Source organism: Croceitalea vernalis (assembly GCF_031846405.1).
GTDB classification, from domain to species: domain Bacteria; phylum Bacteroidota; class Bacteroidia; order Flavobacteriales; family Flavobacteriaceae; genus Croceitalea; species Croceitalea vernalis.
The window spans coordinates 1,060,575-1,078,934 of the sequence record NZ_JAVRHU010000001.1 but is presented as its reverse complement, the minus strand read 5'-3'; the positions used below and the strand labels follow the sequence as shown (position 1 = coordinate 1,078,934).

The 18,360-nt window shown below is 34.8% G+C and carries 15 protein-coding genes and 1 tRNA gene; 6 read left to right on the top strand and 10 right to left on the bottom strand.

Going from position 1 to position 18,360, the window contains the following annotated elements; translation table 11 throughout:
• Positions 1-4: 4 nt before the first annotated feature.
• Positions 5-772, bottom strand: a complete 768-nt coding sequence (locus RM520_RS04910; protein ID WP_311387184.1) for a TatD family hydrolase — start codon at positions 770-772, stop codon at positions 5-7.
• 71 nt (positions 773-843) lie between these two features.
• On the opposite strand from RM520_RS04910, the gene RM520_RS04905 reads away from it, so the two are divergent.
• Both RM520_RS04905 and RM520_RS04900 read left to right on the top strand, forming a co-directional pair.
• Positions 844-1,284 carry a retropepsin-like aspartic protease family protein gene (locus RM520_RS04905; RefSeq protein ID WP_311387183.1) on the top strand — a complete coding sequence of 147 codons (441 nt, stop codon included), beginning with the start codon at positions 844-846 and terminating at the stop codon, positions 1,282-1,284.
• 97 nt (positions 1,285-1,381) lie between these two features.
• The gene (locus RM520_RS04900; protein WP_311387182.1) at positions 1,382-2,731 is read left to right on the top strand and encodes a cytochrome-c peroxidase; all 1,350 of its coding nucleotides are present in this window, start codon (positions 1,382-1,384) and stop codon (positions 2,729-2,731) included.
• Between the two features lie 46 nt (positions 2,732-2,777).
• On the opposite strand, the gene odhB is transcribed toward RM520_RS04900, so the two are convergent.
• Positions 2,778-3,995, bottom strand: a complete 1,218-nt coding sequence (odhB, locus tag RM520_RS04895; protein WP_311387181.1) for a 2-oxoglutarate dehydrogenase complex dihydrolipoyllysine-residue succinyltransferase — start codon at positions 3,993-3,995, stop codon at positions 2,778-2,780.
• A gap of 30 nt (positions 3,996-4,025) precedes the next feature.
• The gene (locus RM520_RS04890; protein ID WP_311387180.1) at positions 4,026-6,818 is read right to left on the bottom strand and encodes a 2-oxoglutarate dehydrogenase E1 component; all 2,793 of its coding nucleotides are present in this window, start codon (positions 6,816-6,818) and stop codon (positions 4,026-4,028) included.
• A gap of 97 nt (positions 6,819-6,915) precedes the next feature.
• Here RM520_RS04890 and RM520_RS04885 point away from each other — a divergent pair, with 97 nt between their 5' ends.
• Positions 6,916-7,443, top strand: a complete 528-nt coding sequence (locus tag RM520_RS04885) for an alpha-ketoglutarate decarboxylase (protein ID WP_311387179.1) — start codon at positions 6,916-6,918, stop codon at positions 7,441-7,443.
• Here RM520_RS04885 and RM520_RS04880 read toward each other — a convergent pair.
• The 5 genes from RM520_RS04880 to RM520_RS04860 all read right to left on the bottom strand — a co-directional run bounded on the left by RM520_RS04880 (position 7,440) and on the right by RM520_RS04860 (position 12,932).
• On the bottom strand, positions 7,440-7,790 hold the full coding sequence (locus RM520_RS04880; RefSeq protein ID WP_311384582.1) for a hypothetical protein: 351 nt from the start codon (positions 7,788-7,790) through the stop codon (positions 7,440-7,442). The genes RM520_RS04885 and RM520_RS04880 overlap by 4 nt on opposite strands.
• A gap of 26 nt (positions 7,791-7,816) precedes the next feature.
• Positions 7,817-9,094, bottom strand: a complete 1,278-nt coding sequence (locus RM520_RS04875; RefSeq protein WP_311387178.1) for a metal-dependent hydrolase family protein — start codon at positions 9,092-9,094, stop codon at positions 7,817-7,819.
• 97 nt (positions 9,095-9,191) lie between these two features.
• Positions 9,192-10,232: a UDP-glucose 4-epimerase GalE gene (galE, locus tag RM520_RS04870; RefSeq protein WP_311387177.1), complete on the bottom strand. Its 1,041-nt coding sequence runs from the start codon at positions 10,230-10,232 to the stop codon at positions 9,192-9,194.
• Complete coding sequence (locus RM520_RS04865; protein ID WP_311387176.1) at positions 10,232-11,779, bottom strand: hypothetical protein; 1,548 nt, start codon at positions 11,777-11,779, stop codon at positions 10,232-10,234. Before RM520_RS04865 ends, galE begins: the two co-directional genes overlap by 1 nt.
• Positions 11,772-12,932, bottom strand: a complete 1,161-nt coding sequence (locus RM520_RS04860) for a DegT/DnrJ/EryC1/StrS family aminotransferase (protein WP_311387175.1) — start codon at positions 12,930-12,932, stop codon at positions 11,772-11,774. Before RM520_RS04860 ends, RM520_RS04865 begins: the two co-directional genes overlap by 8 nt.
• A 184-nt stretch (positions 12,933-13,116) precedes the next feature.
• On the opposite strand from RM520_RS04860, the gene RM520_RS04855 reads away from it, so the two are divergent.
• Both RM520_RS04855 and RM520_RS04850 read left to right on the top strand, forming a co-directional pair.
• Positions 13,117-14,307 (top strand): 3-deoxy-D-manno-octulosonic acid transferase, encoded by a 1,191-nt coding sequence (locus tag RM520_RS04855; protein ID WP_311387174.1) that lies wholly within the window; start codon positions 13,117-13,119, stop codon positions 14,305-14,307.
• Positions 14,308-14,339: 32 nt separating this feature from the next.
• Complete coding sequence (locus RM520_RS04850) at positions 14,340-15,719, top strand: sugar porter family MFS transporter (RefSeq protein WP_311387173.1); 1,380 nt, start codon at positions 14,340-14,342, stop codon at positions 15,717-15,719.
• Between the two features lie 448 nt (positions 15,720-16,167).
• Here the strand turns inward: RM520_RS04850 and RM520_RS04845 are convergent.
• Positions 16,168-16,249: transfer RNA gene (locus tag RM520_RS04845), tRNA-Leu, on the bottom strand.
• A 128-nt stretch (positions 16,250-16,377) separates the two neighbouring features.
• On the opposite strand from RM520_RS04845, the gene RM520_RS04840 reads away from it, so the two are divergent.
• A complete protein-coding gene (locus RM520_RS04840) occupies positions 16,378-17,766 on the top strand; it encodes a dipeptidase (protein ID WP_311387172.1) in 1,389 nt (462 codons plus the stop codon).
• On the opposite strand, the gene RM520_RS04835 is transcribed toward RM520_RS04840, so the two are convergent.
• The gene (locus RM520_RS04835) at positions 17,763-18,344 is read right to left on the bottom strand and encodes a PhnA domain-containing protein (protein ID WP_311387171.1); all 582 of its coding nucleotides are present in this window, start codon (positions 18,342-18,344) and stop codon (positions 17,763-17,765) included. The two genes, RM520_RS04840 and RM520_RS04835, sit on opposite strands and share 4 nt — an antisense overlap.
• Positions 18,345-18,360 lie beyond the last annotated feature (16 nt).

The following is an 18,360-nucleotide window of genomic DNA, read 5'->3' as shown; positions in this document are numbered from 1 at the left end:
TTGATTATATTCCAAAAACTTCTTTTGAGTTTTCAGTGGTAATTTCTGCTATAACAGAAGAATCAACATTATATATTGATTCTAGTTTATTTAAAACCTCGGTAATATATGCACTTTCATTTCTTTTGCCGCGATAAGGAACTGGTGCCAAATAGGGAGCATCTGTCTCTAAAACAATATGTTTTAAATCAACTTGATTTAAAAACTGGTCAATCTTGCCATTCTTAAAAGTAGCTACTCCACCAATACCAAGTTTCATGTTATAAGAAATAGCTTTATTCGCTTGTAAAATTGTACCAGTGAAACAATGAAAAATGCCGAACAAATCATCACCTTTTTCTTGCTCCAATATTTCAAAAATTTCATCAAATGCCTCTCTACAATGTATGACAATAGGAAGCTTATACTTTTTTGCTAGTTTTATTTGGTACAAAAAGGCTTCTTGCTGCTGCTTTAAAAATGATTTATCCCAATACAAATCAATTCCAATTTCTCCAATAGCATAAAATTTTCTTTCATCTAGTTGCTCCTCCACATGCTGTAGTTCTTCCAAAAAATTTTCTTTAACATGGGTTGGATGTAAACCCATCATCAAAAAGATATTATCTGGAAAACTTTTTTCTAAATCATACATTGATTGTGTGTAAGTAGAATCAATGGCAGGAATAAAAAACCGTTGAATTCCCAAATCAATTGCTTTTAAAATCACTTCATTTCTATCCTCGTTAAAAGCTTCACTATATAAGTGTGTATGAGTATCTGTTATAATCATGCCGCAAAAATAGGTTTATCTTTATAAACTTACATCTATACAGCACGTTCAAAAAAATATAAAAGTCACATATGAAATCCCTTAAAATATTTCTGAAATCAAAAAAATTTACTCGAATTCCTTTGGTATTAACAGCCACTAATCATTTTGAAGTATCTGCAAAAATCAATGGTATTTCTGGGCGATTTATTTTAGATACTGGTGCTTCCAATACATGTATTGGTATTGATAAGATTACGTTTTTTAATTTAATATCTGAAGCTTCAGAAATTAAGGCTGCTGGTGCTGGTGCGACCGAAATGGAAACCTTAATATCAAATAAAAATAAAGTACAGCTGGGTAATTGGAAAAAGAAGAAACAAAAAATAGTTCTATTTGATTTGGTTCATGTAAATGAAGCACTTACCGCACACCAGGCTTTACCGGTTGACGGTATAATAGGTGCGGATATCCTCAAAAAAGGAAAAGCCATTATAGATTATGGTAAAAACTACTTGTATTTATATCAATAAATTCTCCTTTAAACGAATATCTCTACCAATCATACCTTATAAATTTATCAAAAAGTTAAATTCATAGATCTTAGCATTTCAACTTGAATTACTAAGGATGAACAAATCTTTTAAATACCCAATGCTAGGGTTATTTATTGCCTTACTTGGCTTAGGCTGTCAAAATGATGATACTTACACATTTGCTGAAGAGGAAAATTTAGATAATTCTCTTTTAGAAATAATCAATGTGCGTTTGGGTTCTGCCGAGGCACTAGTATTACCAAATAACGATTACACAAGAATACCTAGTGACCCCAAAAATAAAATAACTCTTGAAAAAGTTACGCTTGGCAAATTTCTTTTTCATGAAACAGGTTTAGCATTAGCTCCGAAGCAAGAAGAGAGCAAAGGCACCTATTCCTGTGCAAGTTGTCATCATGTTAAAGCAGGATTTCAAAGTGGTTTAAAACAAGGTATCGGTGAAGGCGGTATTGGTTTTGGTCTGTTCGGAGAAAATCGTACAGTTAATGCAACCTATGATTTATCTAACATAGATGTTCAACCATTACGATCCCCCACGATTTTAAACTCTGCCTACCAAGATGTAATGTTGTGGAATGGTCAATTCGGAGGCACAAAATCAAATATAGGTACGGAATCTGAATGGACGGAAGGTACGCCAAAAGAAAATAACCTTCTAGGATTTGAAGGGGTTGAAACACAAGCCATCGCAGGCTTAGGTGTTCATCGACTTGTTATTGATTCAGATATGATAATCTCAAATGACACGTATAAGAATCTATTCGACCAAGCCTTTGCCGAAGTCAGTCCTTCTGAGCGTTATACTAAAATACAAGGCGCTCTTGCCATAGCGGCATATGAAAGGTCTGTTGTAGCATCTGAAGCTCCATTTCAAAAATGGCTTAGAGGAGATACAAATGCAATGTCAGAAACTAGTAAAAAAGGAGCTGTTCTCTTCTTTGGAAAAGGTGAATGCTATAAATGTCATTCTGGCCCCGGTCTAAATGGCATGGACTTTCACGCACTTGGAATGGGTGATTTTAAAGAAGACGAAATTATTGGATTTGTTACCGAAAATGATAAAAAAGGTAGAGGTGGGTTTACTAAAAATCCTGAAGACGACTATAAATTTAAAACACCAACACTTTATAATCTAAAAGGATTACAATTTCTAGGTCATGGGGGGAGCTTTAATAGTATTAAGGAAATAGTTACATATAAAAATGAAGCGGTACCACAAAATACCGAAGTACCGAATAGCAATTTATCACCGCTTTTCATTCCTCTAGGTTTAACCGAAGAAGAAATTAGTCAGTTAGTATATTTTATTGAAGAAGGTCTTTACGATAATAATTTAAACCGTTTTGTTCCAGAAAGCCTGCCCACCGAACAATGCTTTCCGAATTCGGATGCCCAATCAAAGATTGATATGGGTTGTGATTAAAAAAAGGAGCTGTAAAAGCTCCTTTTTTTATTTCTTGCTGTAAGCTTTATAACTCCAATGCCTTTTTTACATCACCATCCATCAACAGCTCTATTGGACTTTCCAAAGCCTCTTTTATTGCAACCAAGAAACCTACAGATTCTTTTCCATCTATAATTCTATGATCATAGGACAATGCCAAATACATCATAGGAGCAGCAACTATTTGACCGTCTTTAACAATAGGACGTTCAATTATATTATGCATGCCTAGAATAGCGCTTTGGGGTGGGTTAATAATTGGTGTTGATAACATAGAACCAAAAACACCTCCGTTAGTAATAGTGAAGGTACCGCCGGTCATTTCATCGACAGTAATTTCACCTTCACGGGCTCTAATTGCCAATCGTTTGACTTCAGATTCTACTCCTCTAAAAGTTAAATTTTCTGCATTTCTAATAACTGGAACCATAAGACCTTTTGGGCCAGAAACTGCAATACTTATATCACAAAAATCATAAGAAAGCATTTCTTTACCATCAATCATAGAATTTACAGCTGGATACATTTCTAATGCTCGAACAACTGCTTTTGTAAAGAAGGACATGAAGCCTAAACTAACCCCAAACTTTTCTTTAAAAATTTCTTTATATTCTTTTCTTAAAGCAAATATTGCTGACATATCCGCCTCATTAAAGGTGGTCAACATTGCTGTCTCGTTCTTGGCAGCGACCAAACGCTCAGCCACTTTTCTGCGAAGCATAGAAAGTTTAGAACGAGATTCTCCTCTATTTCCCCCTGTTGGTGTACCCATTGAAGGCACTGCTTTGACAGCGTCATCTTTCGTTATTCGCCCATCGCGACCTGTTCCAGAAACAGAGGAAGCAGAAATTCCTTTTTCATCTAATATCTTTTTTGCAGCTGGTGAAGGTGTACCAGAAGCATACGTTTCTTTTTTTACTTCCGTGGCTTTCGGAGCAGCCTCTTTTTTAGGCACTTCTTTTACCTCTTCTTTAGGAGCCGGAGTAGCATCACCCTCAGGTTTTTTAGCACTAGTATCTATTAAACAAACTACTTCGCCTACAGCAACAGCATCGCCTTCTTCAGCTTTTAAAGTTATAGTTCCACTTTCTTCAGCAGGAAGTTCTAAAGTTGCCTTATCAGAATCAACCTCAGCAATTGCTTGGTCTTTCTCCACATAATCACCGTCTTGCACCAACCATTCAGCTATTTCAACTTCGGTAATGGACTCTCCCGGCGATGGGACTTTCATTTCTAGAATCATCGTTTCTAACTTTATTTCGAGTTTGTAATTTTATCTAAAATTATCTTTTGTTTTATCAAAGACATATTCAATTACTTGTTCATGTCTTCTTTTAGAACGCACTGCACTACCAGCAGCTGGTGCTCCGTAAAACCTTCTTGAAGCTACTCTAAAAGTTTTGGCTTCTTCAAAATGCATTAATAAGTGACCCCAAGCCCCCATATTTCGCGGTTCTTCTTGCGCCCAAACCACTTCTTCTGCATGTTTATACTTTTTAATAATAGCTCGCATTGCTTTGGCTGGTAAAGGGAATAACTGCTCCACCCTTACCAATGCAATATCATCACGGTCTAAATCTTCCTGTTTTGCCAATAAATCGTAATAAAATTTTCCAGTACAGAAAACTAAAGTTTTTACTTTATTAACCTTGCTATTTTCATCATCTATGAGCTCTTGAAAATTTCCGTTTGCTAATTCTTCTTTGGTAGATAATACTTTTGGGTGACGCAATAGACTTTTGGGAGTAAAAACCACTAATGGTTTTCTAAATTCCGCTTTTAATTGACGACGCAACAAATGAAACATATTAGCTGGCGTGGTGACATCCGCAACATACATATTATCCTTAGCACATAATTGTAAATAACGTTCCATTCTTGCCGAAGAATGTTCAGCACCTTGACCTTCGTATCCATGCGGCAATAATAATACCAAACCGTTTTGCAGTTTCCATTTATCTTCTGCTGATGACAAATACTGATCTATAACAATTTGAGCTCCATTACTAAAGTCACCAAATTGTGCTTCCCAAATTGTTAACGTACCTGGGCTTGCCATGGCATAGCCGTAATCAAAAGCCATTACAGCGTACTCTGATAATAAGGAATTATAAATATGAAATTTACCGTTTTGTAATTCTCCAAGTTCATTTAATAGAATTACTTCTTCTTCATGCATTTCAGTCTTTATCACTGCATGTCGATGCGAAAAAGTACCTCGTTCAACATCTTGACCAGTCATTCTCACATCGTATCCTTCTTCAATAAGTGACCCGTATGCCAATAGTTCTCCCATTGCCCAGTCTAATTGGTTATCTTCAAAGTACATCTTATGACGCCCTTTAACCAAGCGCTCTAGCTTACGCAAGAACTTTTTGCCTTCAGGTAGTTTAGTGATACCGGTAGCAATCTTATCTAATTTTTTTAAATCATAACTAGTGTCAATAGGTTTCAACATCGCGTCTTCAGTTTTTTGCTGAAAACCTTCCCATTCATCATTCATAAATGGCGTAATACGTGTCTTTTCTATTTTTCTAGAATCCATCAAATCTTCTTCCAGATTCTTTTTGTATTCTACTTCAAGTTCTTTTACGTAACCCTTTTCAATAATACCTTGATCAATTAATTTTTGAGCATAAATATCTCTTGGGTTTGAGTGCTTTGAGATTGATTTATATAATAACGGTTGTGTAAATTTTGGCTCATCACCTTCATTATGTCCATACTTTCGATAACCCAGTAAATCTAAAAACACATCACGTTTAAATCGCATCCGATATTCCAACGCAAACGTTGCAGCATGAACTACAGCCTCGGCATCATCAGCATTTACGTGCAAAACCGGTGAAAGTGTCACCTTGCCCACATCAGTGCAGTAAGTAGACGATCTAGCATCTAGATAGTTAGTAGTAAAACCTATTTGATTATTCACAACAATATGTATGGTACCTCCGGTATGATAACCATCTAACCTGGCCATTTGAATAATTTCATAAGCAACGCCTTGGCCAGCAAATGCTGCATCACCATGAACTAAAATTGGCAAAACCTCCGACTCATTTTCTGGATGGCTATTATCTTGTTTTGCACGAGCAATTCCTTCTACTATTCCATTAACAGTTTCTAGGTGCGATGGATTAGGTGCAATATTCATGTTGACCATTTTACCCGAGTCAGTTTCGCGCATTGAGGTCCAACCCATATGATATTTTACATCACCATCAAAAATTGCTTCTTCGTAATCTTTACCATCGAACTCACTAAAAATGTCTTTTGGTGATTTACCAAAAATATTAGTTAAGACACTTAATCGACCCCGGTGAGCCATTCCCATTACAAATTGCTTAACCCCTGCGTCTGCAGCCTTTTCAATAATAACATCAAGGGCAGGTATTAAAGATTCTCCCCCTTCTAAGGAGAATCTTTTTTGTCCAACATACTTCGTATGCAAGAAACTTTCAAATGAAACGGCTTCATTTAGTTTTCTTAGAATATTTTTCTTTTCATCAGCTGAAAAATTCGGGTGATTATCATTATTATTCAGCCAATCTTGTATCCATTGAATACGATCAGGTGTTCGAATATACATGTATTCGACTCCTATCGCATCACAATAAATTTTTTCTAAATGATTGATAATATCGCGTAAAGAACTTTGCCCAATCCCAATGATATTTCCAGCATCGAACTTGGTGTCTAAATCACTTTGTGCTAAACCAAAGTTCTCCAGCTCCAAAGTTGGATTATACTGTCTTCTTTCTCTAACTGGGTTGGTTTGAGTAAATAAATGACCTCTTGATCGATAGCCATTAATCAAACGAACGACCTGAAATTCTTTTTGAAGTGACTCGGGAATGGCTATTTGTTGCCCATTGGCCAACATACTGCCTTCACCTGCCAAAATATCAATATCTAGTTCTTCAAGAGAACTCTCCAGTCCGAAATCAAAACCTTGAAAAAAAGCACGCCAACTGGGCTCAATACTATCAGGGCTTTTTGTGTATTTCTCGTATAATTCCGCGAAAAAAGCGGTATGTGCAGCGTTTAAAAAGGAATATTTATCCATTGTAGTGCATTACCAAAAGGTGCAACAAAATTTAATCAAAAATACAACAAATCGCATTTACCACCGTAAATTGTGCGGTAAATTGAAAAACTTTATCATGAAATCACAATTTTCCAAATTCCTATTACAAATCTTATCAATTTTCATTTTTTGTTGTTCTACTATTTTGAATTCTCAATCAAATGGTAATAATGATTTTTGGAAAGATGTACAATTTGGTGGCGGTATCAGTCTGGGTTTTGGAAATCAAAGCTTTAATTTGGGAGTTTCCCCAAGTGGTATTTTTCAGGTTAATTCAGATTTTGCAACAGGTTTGAGCCTCAATTTCAACTATTCAAAGTTTGGTGACGACAAATTATTGGCATACGGTCCCAGTTTCATCAATTTTTATAATCCTCTGCCCTATTTACAACTATCAGGCGAATTTGAACAATGGCGAATTAATATTGATCAAAATTTTAATAGTATTAGCATTGAAGATAATTATTGGTATTCTGCACTATTTTTTGGAATAGGCTATACCCAGCAAAATTTCACTATTGGAATCCGTTATGATGTCTTATTTGATGAAACTAGAAGTCTTTATGCAGACCCCTGGATACCTTTTGTTCGCTTTTATTTCTAACGATATTGGTTTTTGAACCAAACTTTTTGAAATTCTCTTTCAAAAACTAAAAAGGCCACTTCTTTTGAAACCTCAACGATATCATTAGTTTGAACTTTTTTTAAGCTATTTTCAGATATGTCAATTACATATAATAAATTCAAATAATCATCAAACTTTTCAAGTAACAACACGTATAATTTCTCTTGTAATAACTGTAGAATGTCCTTATTAGATGAAGAAATCGGTATTACTAAAGACACATTGGAACGCTTAAAATCTTTTTTGATTTGTAAAACTAGTTTTTCTTGCAACGAAAATTCTTGAAGTTTCCTAAATATTTCTTGGCTTTTTTCAAAATCTATCATAAAAGGTCTTCGTTAAAAACAAAACTTTATTGTTTGTAAACCTTGCCATCCTTCATTACAAAAACAACGTTTTCTAAAGTCTCAACAGCATCTAGTGGGTTTTGCTCAACGGCTACAATGTCAGCAATAAAACCTTCTTTTAGCTGCCCTAGCTCTTCTTTCATTCCAAGCAATTCAGAATTGGTTAATGTTGCTGATTGTAAGGCATCCAGCACTGGCATTCCAGCTTTATGCATGTAACCAAACTCTTTACCATTATCTCCATGCGGGGAAACTCCAGCATCAGTACCAAAGGCAATCGGCACGCCTTTTTTATAGGCTTTTTTGAAAGTTCTTTGACTAACCGGACCTATTTCTTTAGCTTTTTTTGCAACAACAGGGGGCAGAAATCCAGGAATATCAGCCATCGCAGCGGCAGCTTTACCCGCGGAAATAGTTGGTACTAAAAAGGTATTATATTTTATCATTAAATCCATTGTAGGCTCTTCCATTAAGGTACCATGTTCAATGGTCTTTATACCCGCTCTTATAGCTCTTTGCATACCTTCATCACCATGAGCATGAGCAGCTGTTAGCATACCATAATCATTAGCTGTTGTTACTATTGCTTTAATTTCTTCTTCTGTAAACTGAGGATTTTGCCCATTTTTTGCTACGCTCATGACACCGCCAGTAGCAGTAATTTTAATAACATCTGCACCATTTTTGTATCGTTGGCGTACTGCTTTTTTAGCATCTTCTGGTGAATTTACAACACCTTCTTTCGGGCCTGGATTACCCATTAATTCTTTTCGCATTCCATTAGTTGGGTCAGCATGTCCACCGGTAGTACCAATTGCTTTACCAGCTGTAAAAATTCTTGGCCCTACCACTATACCGCGATTTATAGCATTTCTTAAAGCAATATTAACACCAGAACCACCTAAGTCACGAACTGTAGTGAATCCTGCCATCAATGTTTTTTTTGCATAAACAGTTGACTGAAAAGCAACGTCTACATCATTTTTTGTAAAGCGTTCTATATAACGAGTTGGGCTAGACTCACCTTCCATATGCACATGCATATCAATGAAACCTGGCAAAACTACCTTATTCTTCAAATCAATAATCAAATCATTCTCTGAACCTACTATATATCCAGATTGAATAGACTTTATTTTATTGGCAGATACAATAATAGTTTTTTCAACACTTGTTTTTCCAGTGTTTATATCCATTACACTTCCGCAATGTAGATATGTATCTTGCCCCATTAAAAGTCCAGTAATTAAGAAAAAGGCTGAGAATAATGTTAATATTTTCATTTCAATAGTATTTGGTGATTATTATAAAGCACCAAAAGATAAATAAAAAAGGAGGACATCACTGCCCTCCTTTTTTATTTTATTTGATCTGAAAAAATTAAACTGAAACTTTTTCTTCTGATTTTCGAATCTTCTTTTCCCAGTCCCAAGCAGATTTCATGGCATCATCTAAGGTAGATTTGGCCTTCCATCCAAGGGTTTTATTTGCTTTTGTAGTATCAGCAAACGCTTGAACAACGTCACCTTCTCTACGAGGAGAAATCCTATAGTTTAGTTTTTCACCTGTAACTCTTTCAAAACTCTCAATAACTTCTAAAACCGAACTCCCTGTTCCAGTCCCAAGGTTAAAGACTTCAAAATTTTCTTGATTCTTACCCTCTATTAGTCTTTGTAGTGCAGCAACATGAGCTTTTGCAATATCAACAACATGAATATAATCTCTAATACAAGTACCATCTGCCGTAGGGTAGTCATCTCCGAAAACGGATAACTGCTCTCTTAAACCGATTCCGGTTTGAGTAATGTATGGTAGTAAATTTTGAGGAACACCTATTGGCAATTCACCTATTTCTACTGTTGGATGAGCTCCAATTGGGTTAAAATACCTTAAGGCAATAGCCGCTAGTTGCGGATTAACTTTACAAGTATCTTTAATAATTTCTTCTCCAACTTGTTTTGTATTACCATACGGAGATTCAGCAGGCTTAACAGGAGCATCTTCAGTTATCGGCATAATATCTGCCTGACCGTAAACGGTGCACGACGAGCTAAAAATAAAATTAGCATCGCCCTTTTTAGAAAGCTCTTGCAACATATAAACTAAAACTCCAATATTATTCTCATAATATAAAAGCGGATTTTCAACACTTTCACCTACAGCTTTTGAAGCGGCAAAATGTATTACTCCTTCAATATCAGAATGTCTTGAAAAGAAATCTTGGACTTTGTTCTTATCTCTTAAATCAAATTTTTCAAAAATTGGCTTTTTACCCGTAATGGCAACTATTCCATTCATTACATTTTCTGAAGAATTACTAAGATTATCTATAATTATTACTTCAAAACCTTCATTTTGAAGTTCTACGACTGTGTGAGAGCCAATAAAACCCAAACCACCTGTAACTAATATTTTTTTCATCAATAAGAATTTTTTATTAATTGTATCTTTTTTAAAATATTTGCATTTTCCGGAGAATACTCAAGACCACCTTTCATAACTTCTATTGCCTTCTTCTTTTGACCTTTACGATAATAATAGGCACCTATAGAACCATAAGCATTACCAATTGCTTCTTGATTAAAATCCATTGTAGACTCCTCTTTATTTTCAATAAGTCGTTCCAATTGAAATAAATACTCTTGCCCTTTTAGTTTATTATTATCGTTAAAACTTTTTGCTACTAAAAATGAATAGAGATATGTTCTATAGCGATTGTAAATACCAAATTCTTTTAGAAAAGGGTATTTTTTGAGTAAAGAGTCTAGATCAAATTCTCTCTCAGCGCTAACGTTTTTTTGTGCCAAACGATCAATTTCAAACGTCGCTATATAATTTTTAGCATCTAAGTTGTCAGGGTTAAGCTTATGAATCTTATTTGAGTAGTATAAAGCTTCACTTACTCTTTGAAATTTATGAGCTCTATCAGCCAAAACAACGTAATAAACCTCTAATAATTTGTTTTGACATTCTTTGTTATTAATTAAACCTAGTTTTTTTTCAATTGTAGTGTAATCATCATCTAACCACTTATTGTTTGTTAAGATTTTACTTAACTTATATTCCAGATAATCAACATCTTCATAAGAGTCAGCATATTTGACAAACCAATTAAAATTATCAATTCTAGAAAAATCTAATTTATCGATTAAAAAATGAAGAGTTGTCTCAGTAACAATTGCGGCCTTTTTGTTCGTATAAACCTGTTGAGATTTTAGAAAATTATTGTACGCTAGTTCGTATAACTCTTTATTTAAATAAGAAATACCTCTATTAAAATATTGAATCCCAATTAACTCTTCTTTTGCAATACTACCGTCACCGTAAAAATATTCATTAAACGCACGATTATAACCTAATCTATTTACATCGACAGACGTTATTAATTTCATCTCGACCAATTCATCTACTGCTTTCTTCATGAGAGTCTCTGATGGAGCGTAGGAGCCTAATTTACCTGGAACTGTAGTCTCTACTAAAATGTTTAATGTTCTAGGATAAGCTACCAGAAATACGTGAGTCGGTGTTTCCTTAATTTGGTAGGGTATTTCCAAAAAATCAAAAATATGAGCATAAAGGGCAGTCCCTGTTACGCAATTATAAGTTGCATCTTTAAAAATATCTGAGAAATTAGAATCTAGTTCATACTTTTTAAAAAACCTTTCATGAACTTTATTAAATACGTATTTAACCTTTTTCTTATCATTATAAGAACTGACTTTAGTCTTTGTCTTATTGAAAAAATTATTCAACTCAAGATGAATAATCGATGCTTTATCCGCATTATACAATGAATCAATACTCAAAAGAGCGTCAATAAAATTATAGTCTGAATCATTGGAGGCAATTTTATTAAATTGCCTAGCCTCAAAATCAGAGTAAAAGGCAAAATTTAATGAATCTGTTTTATTTTGACCAAAGAAATTCAAAGCAATAAAACAGAACACTAAACCTAAAACCTTATTCATTTTTCTTGACACAATCAATAACTAATTTGGTAATGAAATTGATTTGTTCGTCATCAAGCTCTGTATGCATAGGAAGTGAAATCACCTCTTTGACCAGTTGATTAGTGACTTTGAAATCAGCTTCATTGTAACGATTATCTTGATATGCCTTTTGCAAATGCAAAGGAATCGGATAATACACTCCACATGGAACGGCATTTTCATTTAAATGTTGTACCAATCTGTCTCTTTTTTCTCTCAAAATACGCAAGGTGTACTGGTGAAATACATGACAATCACATACTTCACAAATACCATCACAACCATTCACTGTTTTAGGAAGAATTATATCCCTTTGATTTTTAAAAGCTTCATTGTATTTTCTTGCAGTAGCTCTTCTTTTTGCATTATAAGAATCTAGCCTAGGAAGTTTAGCTCTTAATACTGTTGCCTGTAAAGAATCTAGTCTTGAATTAACGCCAACCACATCATGGTGATAACGTTCATACATTCCATGATTTACAATACCCCGAATAATATGAGCTAAATCATCATCATTGGTGAAAATTGCCCCTCCATCACCGTAGCATCCTAAATTTTTTGACGGAAAGAATGAAGTAGATGCCACATGACCAATGGTGCCCGATTTAGCCTTTTTACCGTCTTTAAAAGTATGTGTTGCACCAATACCCTGGGCATTATCTTCAATTACATATAGGTTATGTTTTTCAGCTATCTCCATAATTGCATCCATATTTGCACATTGTCCAAACAAATGCACAGGAACTATGGCTTTGGTCTTTGGGGTAATGGCTTTTTCAATTGCTTTAATATCAATATTAAAAGTGTCAACTTCTACATCAACCAAAACAGGGGTTAATTGTAAAAGAGCAATTACTTCAACAGTAGCAGCGAAAGTAAAATCTGCGGTAATCACCTCGTCACCTGGCTTTAAGTCCAATCCCATCATACAAATTTGTAAGGCATCAGTTCCGTTAGCGCATGGAATTACATGTTTAACTCCTAAATAATTCTCAAGCTCTTTTTGAAAAGCATGTACCTCAGGTCCATTTATAAAAGCCGCAGTCTCTAAAACCTGTTGCATTGAAGAATTAACTTGACCTTTAATTTCTTCGTATTGACCAACCAGGTCAACCATTTGAATCTTTTTCATGCTTTTTGAATTTTTATTGGATTCTGTGCTTCTTTAAAGCCCAATACCTCAGCTTAAAATTAGAGTTACAAAATTAACAAATTAAGCAGGGCTGATTCAGGTTTCAACTAAGAAATGTATTTTAGCGCAAATACTTTTTTTGTACCATATCTATAACATACTAACACAAATTGCTTGGTTTCATTTGAAATTAATTGCCAGCTTTAAACCTAAAATCAAACTTTTTGTTCAAGGTAGACAAAGAACCTATGAGATTTTAGAAAATCACATTGATAAAGACAATAAAACAATTTGGATGCACGCTGCGTCCCTAGGAGAATATGAACAGGGACTTCCTTTATTAGAAGAATTAAAAAAGAATTTCCCTACCCATAAAATTGTGCTTTCTTTCTTTTCTCCATCAGGGTATGAAATCAAAAAGGATAAAACTCCGGCCGATGTTGTCGTTTATCTTCCAATGGATACAGCAAAAAATGCTAAAAAATTTATTTCTTTAGTAAAGCCTGAACTAGCCATTTTTATTAAATATGAAATCTGGCCAAACTATTTAAAACAATTAGAGCATCAAAAAATAAATGCGATTTTAGTTTCAGCAATTTTTTCGGATAGACAGATTTACTTCAAGTCTTATGGTTTTTTTGTTCGCAAAGCTTTGAAAAAATTTCAGCATTTTTTCGTGCAGGATGACCATTCCATAAAACTGCTCGAATCTATCGGGTTTAATAACGTAACACTAAGTGGTGATACACGATTTGACAGAGTCTCGCAAATAGCAGAAAATGAAAATCAACTTGATTTCATGATTGAATTTAAAGGTCAATCTACCTGTGTCGTTGCTGGTAGTACTTGGCCAGAAGATGAGCAAGTTCTCATTAACTATTTTAACAATTATACCGAGAATATAAAGTTTGTTATCGCACCTCATAACATAAAACCAAACCAGATACGTAAACTAAAAGAGTCGATAACTAAAAATGTAGTGCTCTATTCTGAAATGGATGCCACTAGTCTGAAAGAAGCTCAAATAATCATTATTGACATTATTGGACTATTAACCAAAATTTACAGCTATGCTGATATTGCCTATGTAGGCGGTGGTTTTGCGACAGGGCTTCATAATACTCTCGAACCAGCGGTCTTTGGAATTCCTGTTATCATTGGGCCAAATTTTAATGGATTTAAAGAGGCTGAAGATTTGGTAAAACTCCACGGTGTTATCAGTATTGCAAACAAAATTGAATTTAGAGAGCAAATTACTAAACTTATTGACGACACCGCATACTGCCAAAAAACAGGACAAATAAATACCTCCTACATCAAAAATAAAATTGGAGCAACTAAACATGTCATAAATTATATAACTCAACTTTTTTAATTTTTGGCTAGCTTTAGCAAATTTCAACCTCCATGGATAAACGTATTTTAAGAATTTCTTTAACCGCTGCTCTAGCCGGCTTCTTATTTGGTTTTGACACTGTAGTCATAAGTGGTGCCAATCAGCCCATAAAAGAGTTATGGGGCACAAATTGGTTTTTAGGCGATACCATTTTTACTTTTCACGGGATCTTCATCATGTCTATGGCACTTTGGGGAACAGTTCTCGGCTCACTCTTTGGCGGTATACCAACAGATAAGTTAGGTAGAAAAAGAACCTTATTTTGGATTGGAGTATTATATTTTATTTCGGCAGTAGGTTCGGCTTTGGCTCCTGAAGCTTATAGTTTTTCTTTATTTAGATTTATTGGAGGAGTAGGTGTAGGTGCCTCATCCGTTGCTGCACCAATATATATATCAGAAATTTCAAATGCTGGTAATCGAGGTCGTTTGACTGCCACCTATCAATTCAATATTGTTTTTGGTATTCTAATTGCTTTCATATCAAACTATCTTATCGGAATATTTTTTAACGCCGATGTTTCTTGGCGGTGGATGTTAGGCATGGAAGGGCTTCCTGCATTGATATACACTTTTATGGTATTAAAAATACCTAATAGCCCTAGATGGTTGCTTATGAAAGGGCACGAAGACAAAAAAGCATTAAATGCATTATCCTTATTGGGTGTTGACAGCCTAGAGGCATCAAATAGAATCAAAGAAATAAAAGATGCTTTGATAAAATCGGCAACTACTACTAAAGAAAAGCTTTTTTCAAATAGATTTAAAAAACCTTTGTTCTTAGCATTCTTTTTAGCCTTATTCAATCAATTGTCCGGTATTAATTTTGTGCTGTATTACGCACCTGAAATTTTAGAACGAGCAGGTCTTGGTTCAGGAGAATCATTATTCAGCTCTATTTCAATCGGTGTGATTAACCTCATCTTCACATTTGTTGGTATTTCACTTATTGATAAACTAGGCCGAAAACAGTTAATGTATATAGGTTCATTAGGATACATTCTTAGCTTAGCTGTTGTTGGCTGGTGTTTTTATAGCGGGGCTAGTTCAATTGTGTTACTTATTTTTATCTTAATATTTATTGCATCTCACGCCGTTGGCCAAGGCGCAGTAATTTGGGTGTTTATCTCTGAAATATTCCCAAATAAAGTTCGTGCATATGGCCAATCATGGGGCACAGGTGTTCACTGGGTATTTGCTGCTTTAATCACCTTATTAACACCTACATTTCTAGATGCTGAAATCGGAATTTTCAAAGAGAATCCATGGCCCATATTTATTTTCTTTTCAACAATGATGGTACTTCAATTGTTATGGGTGTTGTTTGTAATGCCCGAAACAAAAGGTATTTCATTAGAAGATTTAGCCAAAAAACTAAGTGGTAAAAAATGACAACCACTCATCGAAACAAAACAGCCACACATGCCTTAAACCAGGTATTTAATCGAATAACTACTTAGGTTTCAAGGTATTTATCATCAGTTTTATGTACATTGAAACAAATTAATCAATTATGGAAGAACAACTATCTTTTGGAGACAAGCTTTTAGAAGGCTTTTTAAGAGTACTGGTCTTTGCTTTAATATTCATATTAATTGCAATTCCGCTTTGTATCTTATTAAACAAAATAGGACTAATAGGATAAAAATAACAAAGCATATAATAGTAAAAAGCCTTTCAATTGAAAGGCTTTTTTATTGCTATAAACTAAGTTTACCCAAATATCAATTAGTAAATCAAATTTTAAAAATTGAATTTAATTCTTGATAAAATTCGTTAATTAAGGACAACATACCACTAAATGAAAAAGCTTCTTGTTTCCAAGAAGCTTTTTATTTTGTGCGGGCGGAGAGACTCGAACTCTCACACCTCGCGGCACTAGATCCTAAGTCTAGCGTGTCTACCAATTCCACCACGCCCGCAAAAGGACTGCAAATATAATTCAATTTTCGTATTGTGAAATAGCAAAATTGATTATTTCGATTTGCCTATCAAAAATTTGAATTTGCTGGAAGAGGTTTCGTAATTTTATACCTCTTTAAAAAACCGTATGGATACCATTAAAAATTATATCGCAACTCATAAAGAACGTTTTCTAAATGAATTAATTGAGTTACTTAAAATACCATCTATCAGTGCAGACCCTGCTTATTCAAAAGACGTGCTGAAAACTGCCGAAATGGTAGAGCAATCCTTAAAAGATGCTGGTTGCGATACTACCGAAATTTGCAAGACTAAAGGATATCCAGTAGTATACGGTGAGAAAATTATAGATTCTAGTTTACCAACAATATTGGTATACGGCCATTATGATGTACAGCCACCAGATCCAATGAATTTATGGACATCACCACCTTTTGAACCTGTAATTAAAAAAACGGAACTACACCCTGAAGGAGCAATTTTTGCTCGTGGATCTTGTGATGACAAAGGTCAGATGTACATGCATGTCAAGGCCATTGAATTTATGATAACAAATGACTTATTACCCTGCAACGTTAAAGTCATGATTGAAGGTGAAGAGGAAGTAGGTAGCGATAGTTTGGCTGACTTTTTAGAGAATCATAAAGAAAAGCTTTCCAATGACATTATTTTAATTTCTGATACTGGAATGATTGCCAATGATGTACCTTCAATTACCACTGGTTTAAGAGGTTTAAGCTATGTTGAAGTTGAAGTAACAGGGCCAAATCGTGATTTACATTCAGGAATTTATGGCGGGGCCGTACCAAACCCGATTAATGTTTTGAATAAGATGATTGCTTCATTACACGACGAAGACAATCGCATTACCGTTGCTGAATTTTATGATAAAGTTGAAGAAGTTTCAAATGAAGAGCGTGCTGAAATGGCAAAGGCCCCATTTGATTTGGATGAGTATAAAAAAGCCTTAGATATTGATGATGTTTATGGTGAAAAAGGATTTACCACTTCAGAACGCTATAGCATAAGACCAACTCTTGATGTTAACGGTATTTGGGGAGGGTATACTGGAGAAGGGGCTAAAACCGTTATCGCGAGTAAAGCCTACGCTAAAATTTCTATGCGTTTAGTACCGCACCAAGACCCAGATGAAATTACTGAATTATTTATAAAACACTTTGAAGCTATTGCACCCAAAGGAGTCAAGGTAAAAGTAACTCCTCATCACGGAGGTTTGCCTTATGTAACTAATATGAATAGTCTTGGATACCAAGCTGCAGCAAAAGCTTATGAAAAAACCTTTAACAAAACTCCTATCCCAGAACGTACTGGTGGAAGTATTCCTATTGTTGCGCTGTTCGAACAAGTTTTAGGCAGTAAAACCATACTTATGGGCTTTGGTCTAGATAGTGATGCCATTCACTCACCAAATGAACACTTTGGAGTTTGGAATTATCTAAAAGGTATTGAGACAATTCCATATTTCTATAAGTATTTTACAGAGTTGAACTCTTAGCTGGTTTTCTTAACAAATTTGGTAATTATAACAATTTGTTGCGCGCCTACTTTGCCTTCAATATATTCAGCATTTTCTTTGTCTAATGAAATACGACGAACTGGAGTACCTTGTTTAGCTATCATACTTGAGCCTTTTACTTTAAGGTCTTTGATTAAAACCACATTATCTCCATTTTCTAAAATCACCCCATTCATATCTCTATGAATAATTTTATCGCTTTCTAAAAGACCCTCACCGGTAGCTTTAGCCCAATTTAATGTTTCATCATCTAGATACATCATATCTAATAGATCTTGCGTCCACCCCTCTGATTTTAATCGTGATAACATTCGCCAAGCAATAACTTTCACAGGATTATGTTCACTCCACATACTATCATTTAAACAACGCCAATGATTGGCATCCATAGCTCCGGGATTTTCGATTTGATTTTTACAAGTATCACAAACCAACAGACTACCATCTAAGCCACCAGAAGATACAGGTGGTACCTCATAAGTTGAAAAATTAGCAGTGGCACCGCATAACTCACAGTTACTACCAGTCCTATTTATTAGGTCTTCTAGCAATCCCATTTAGACTTATTTTATG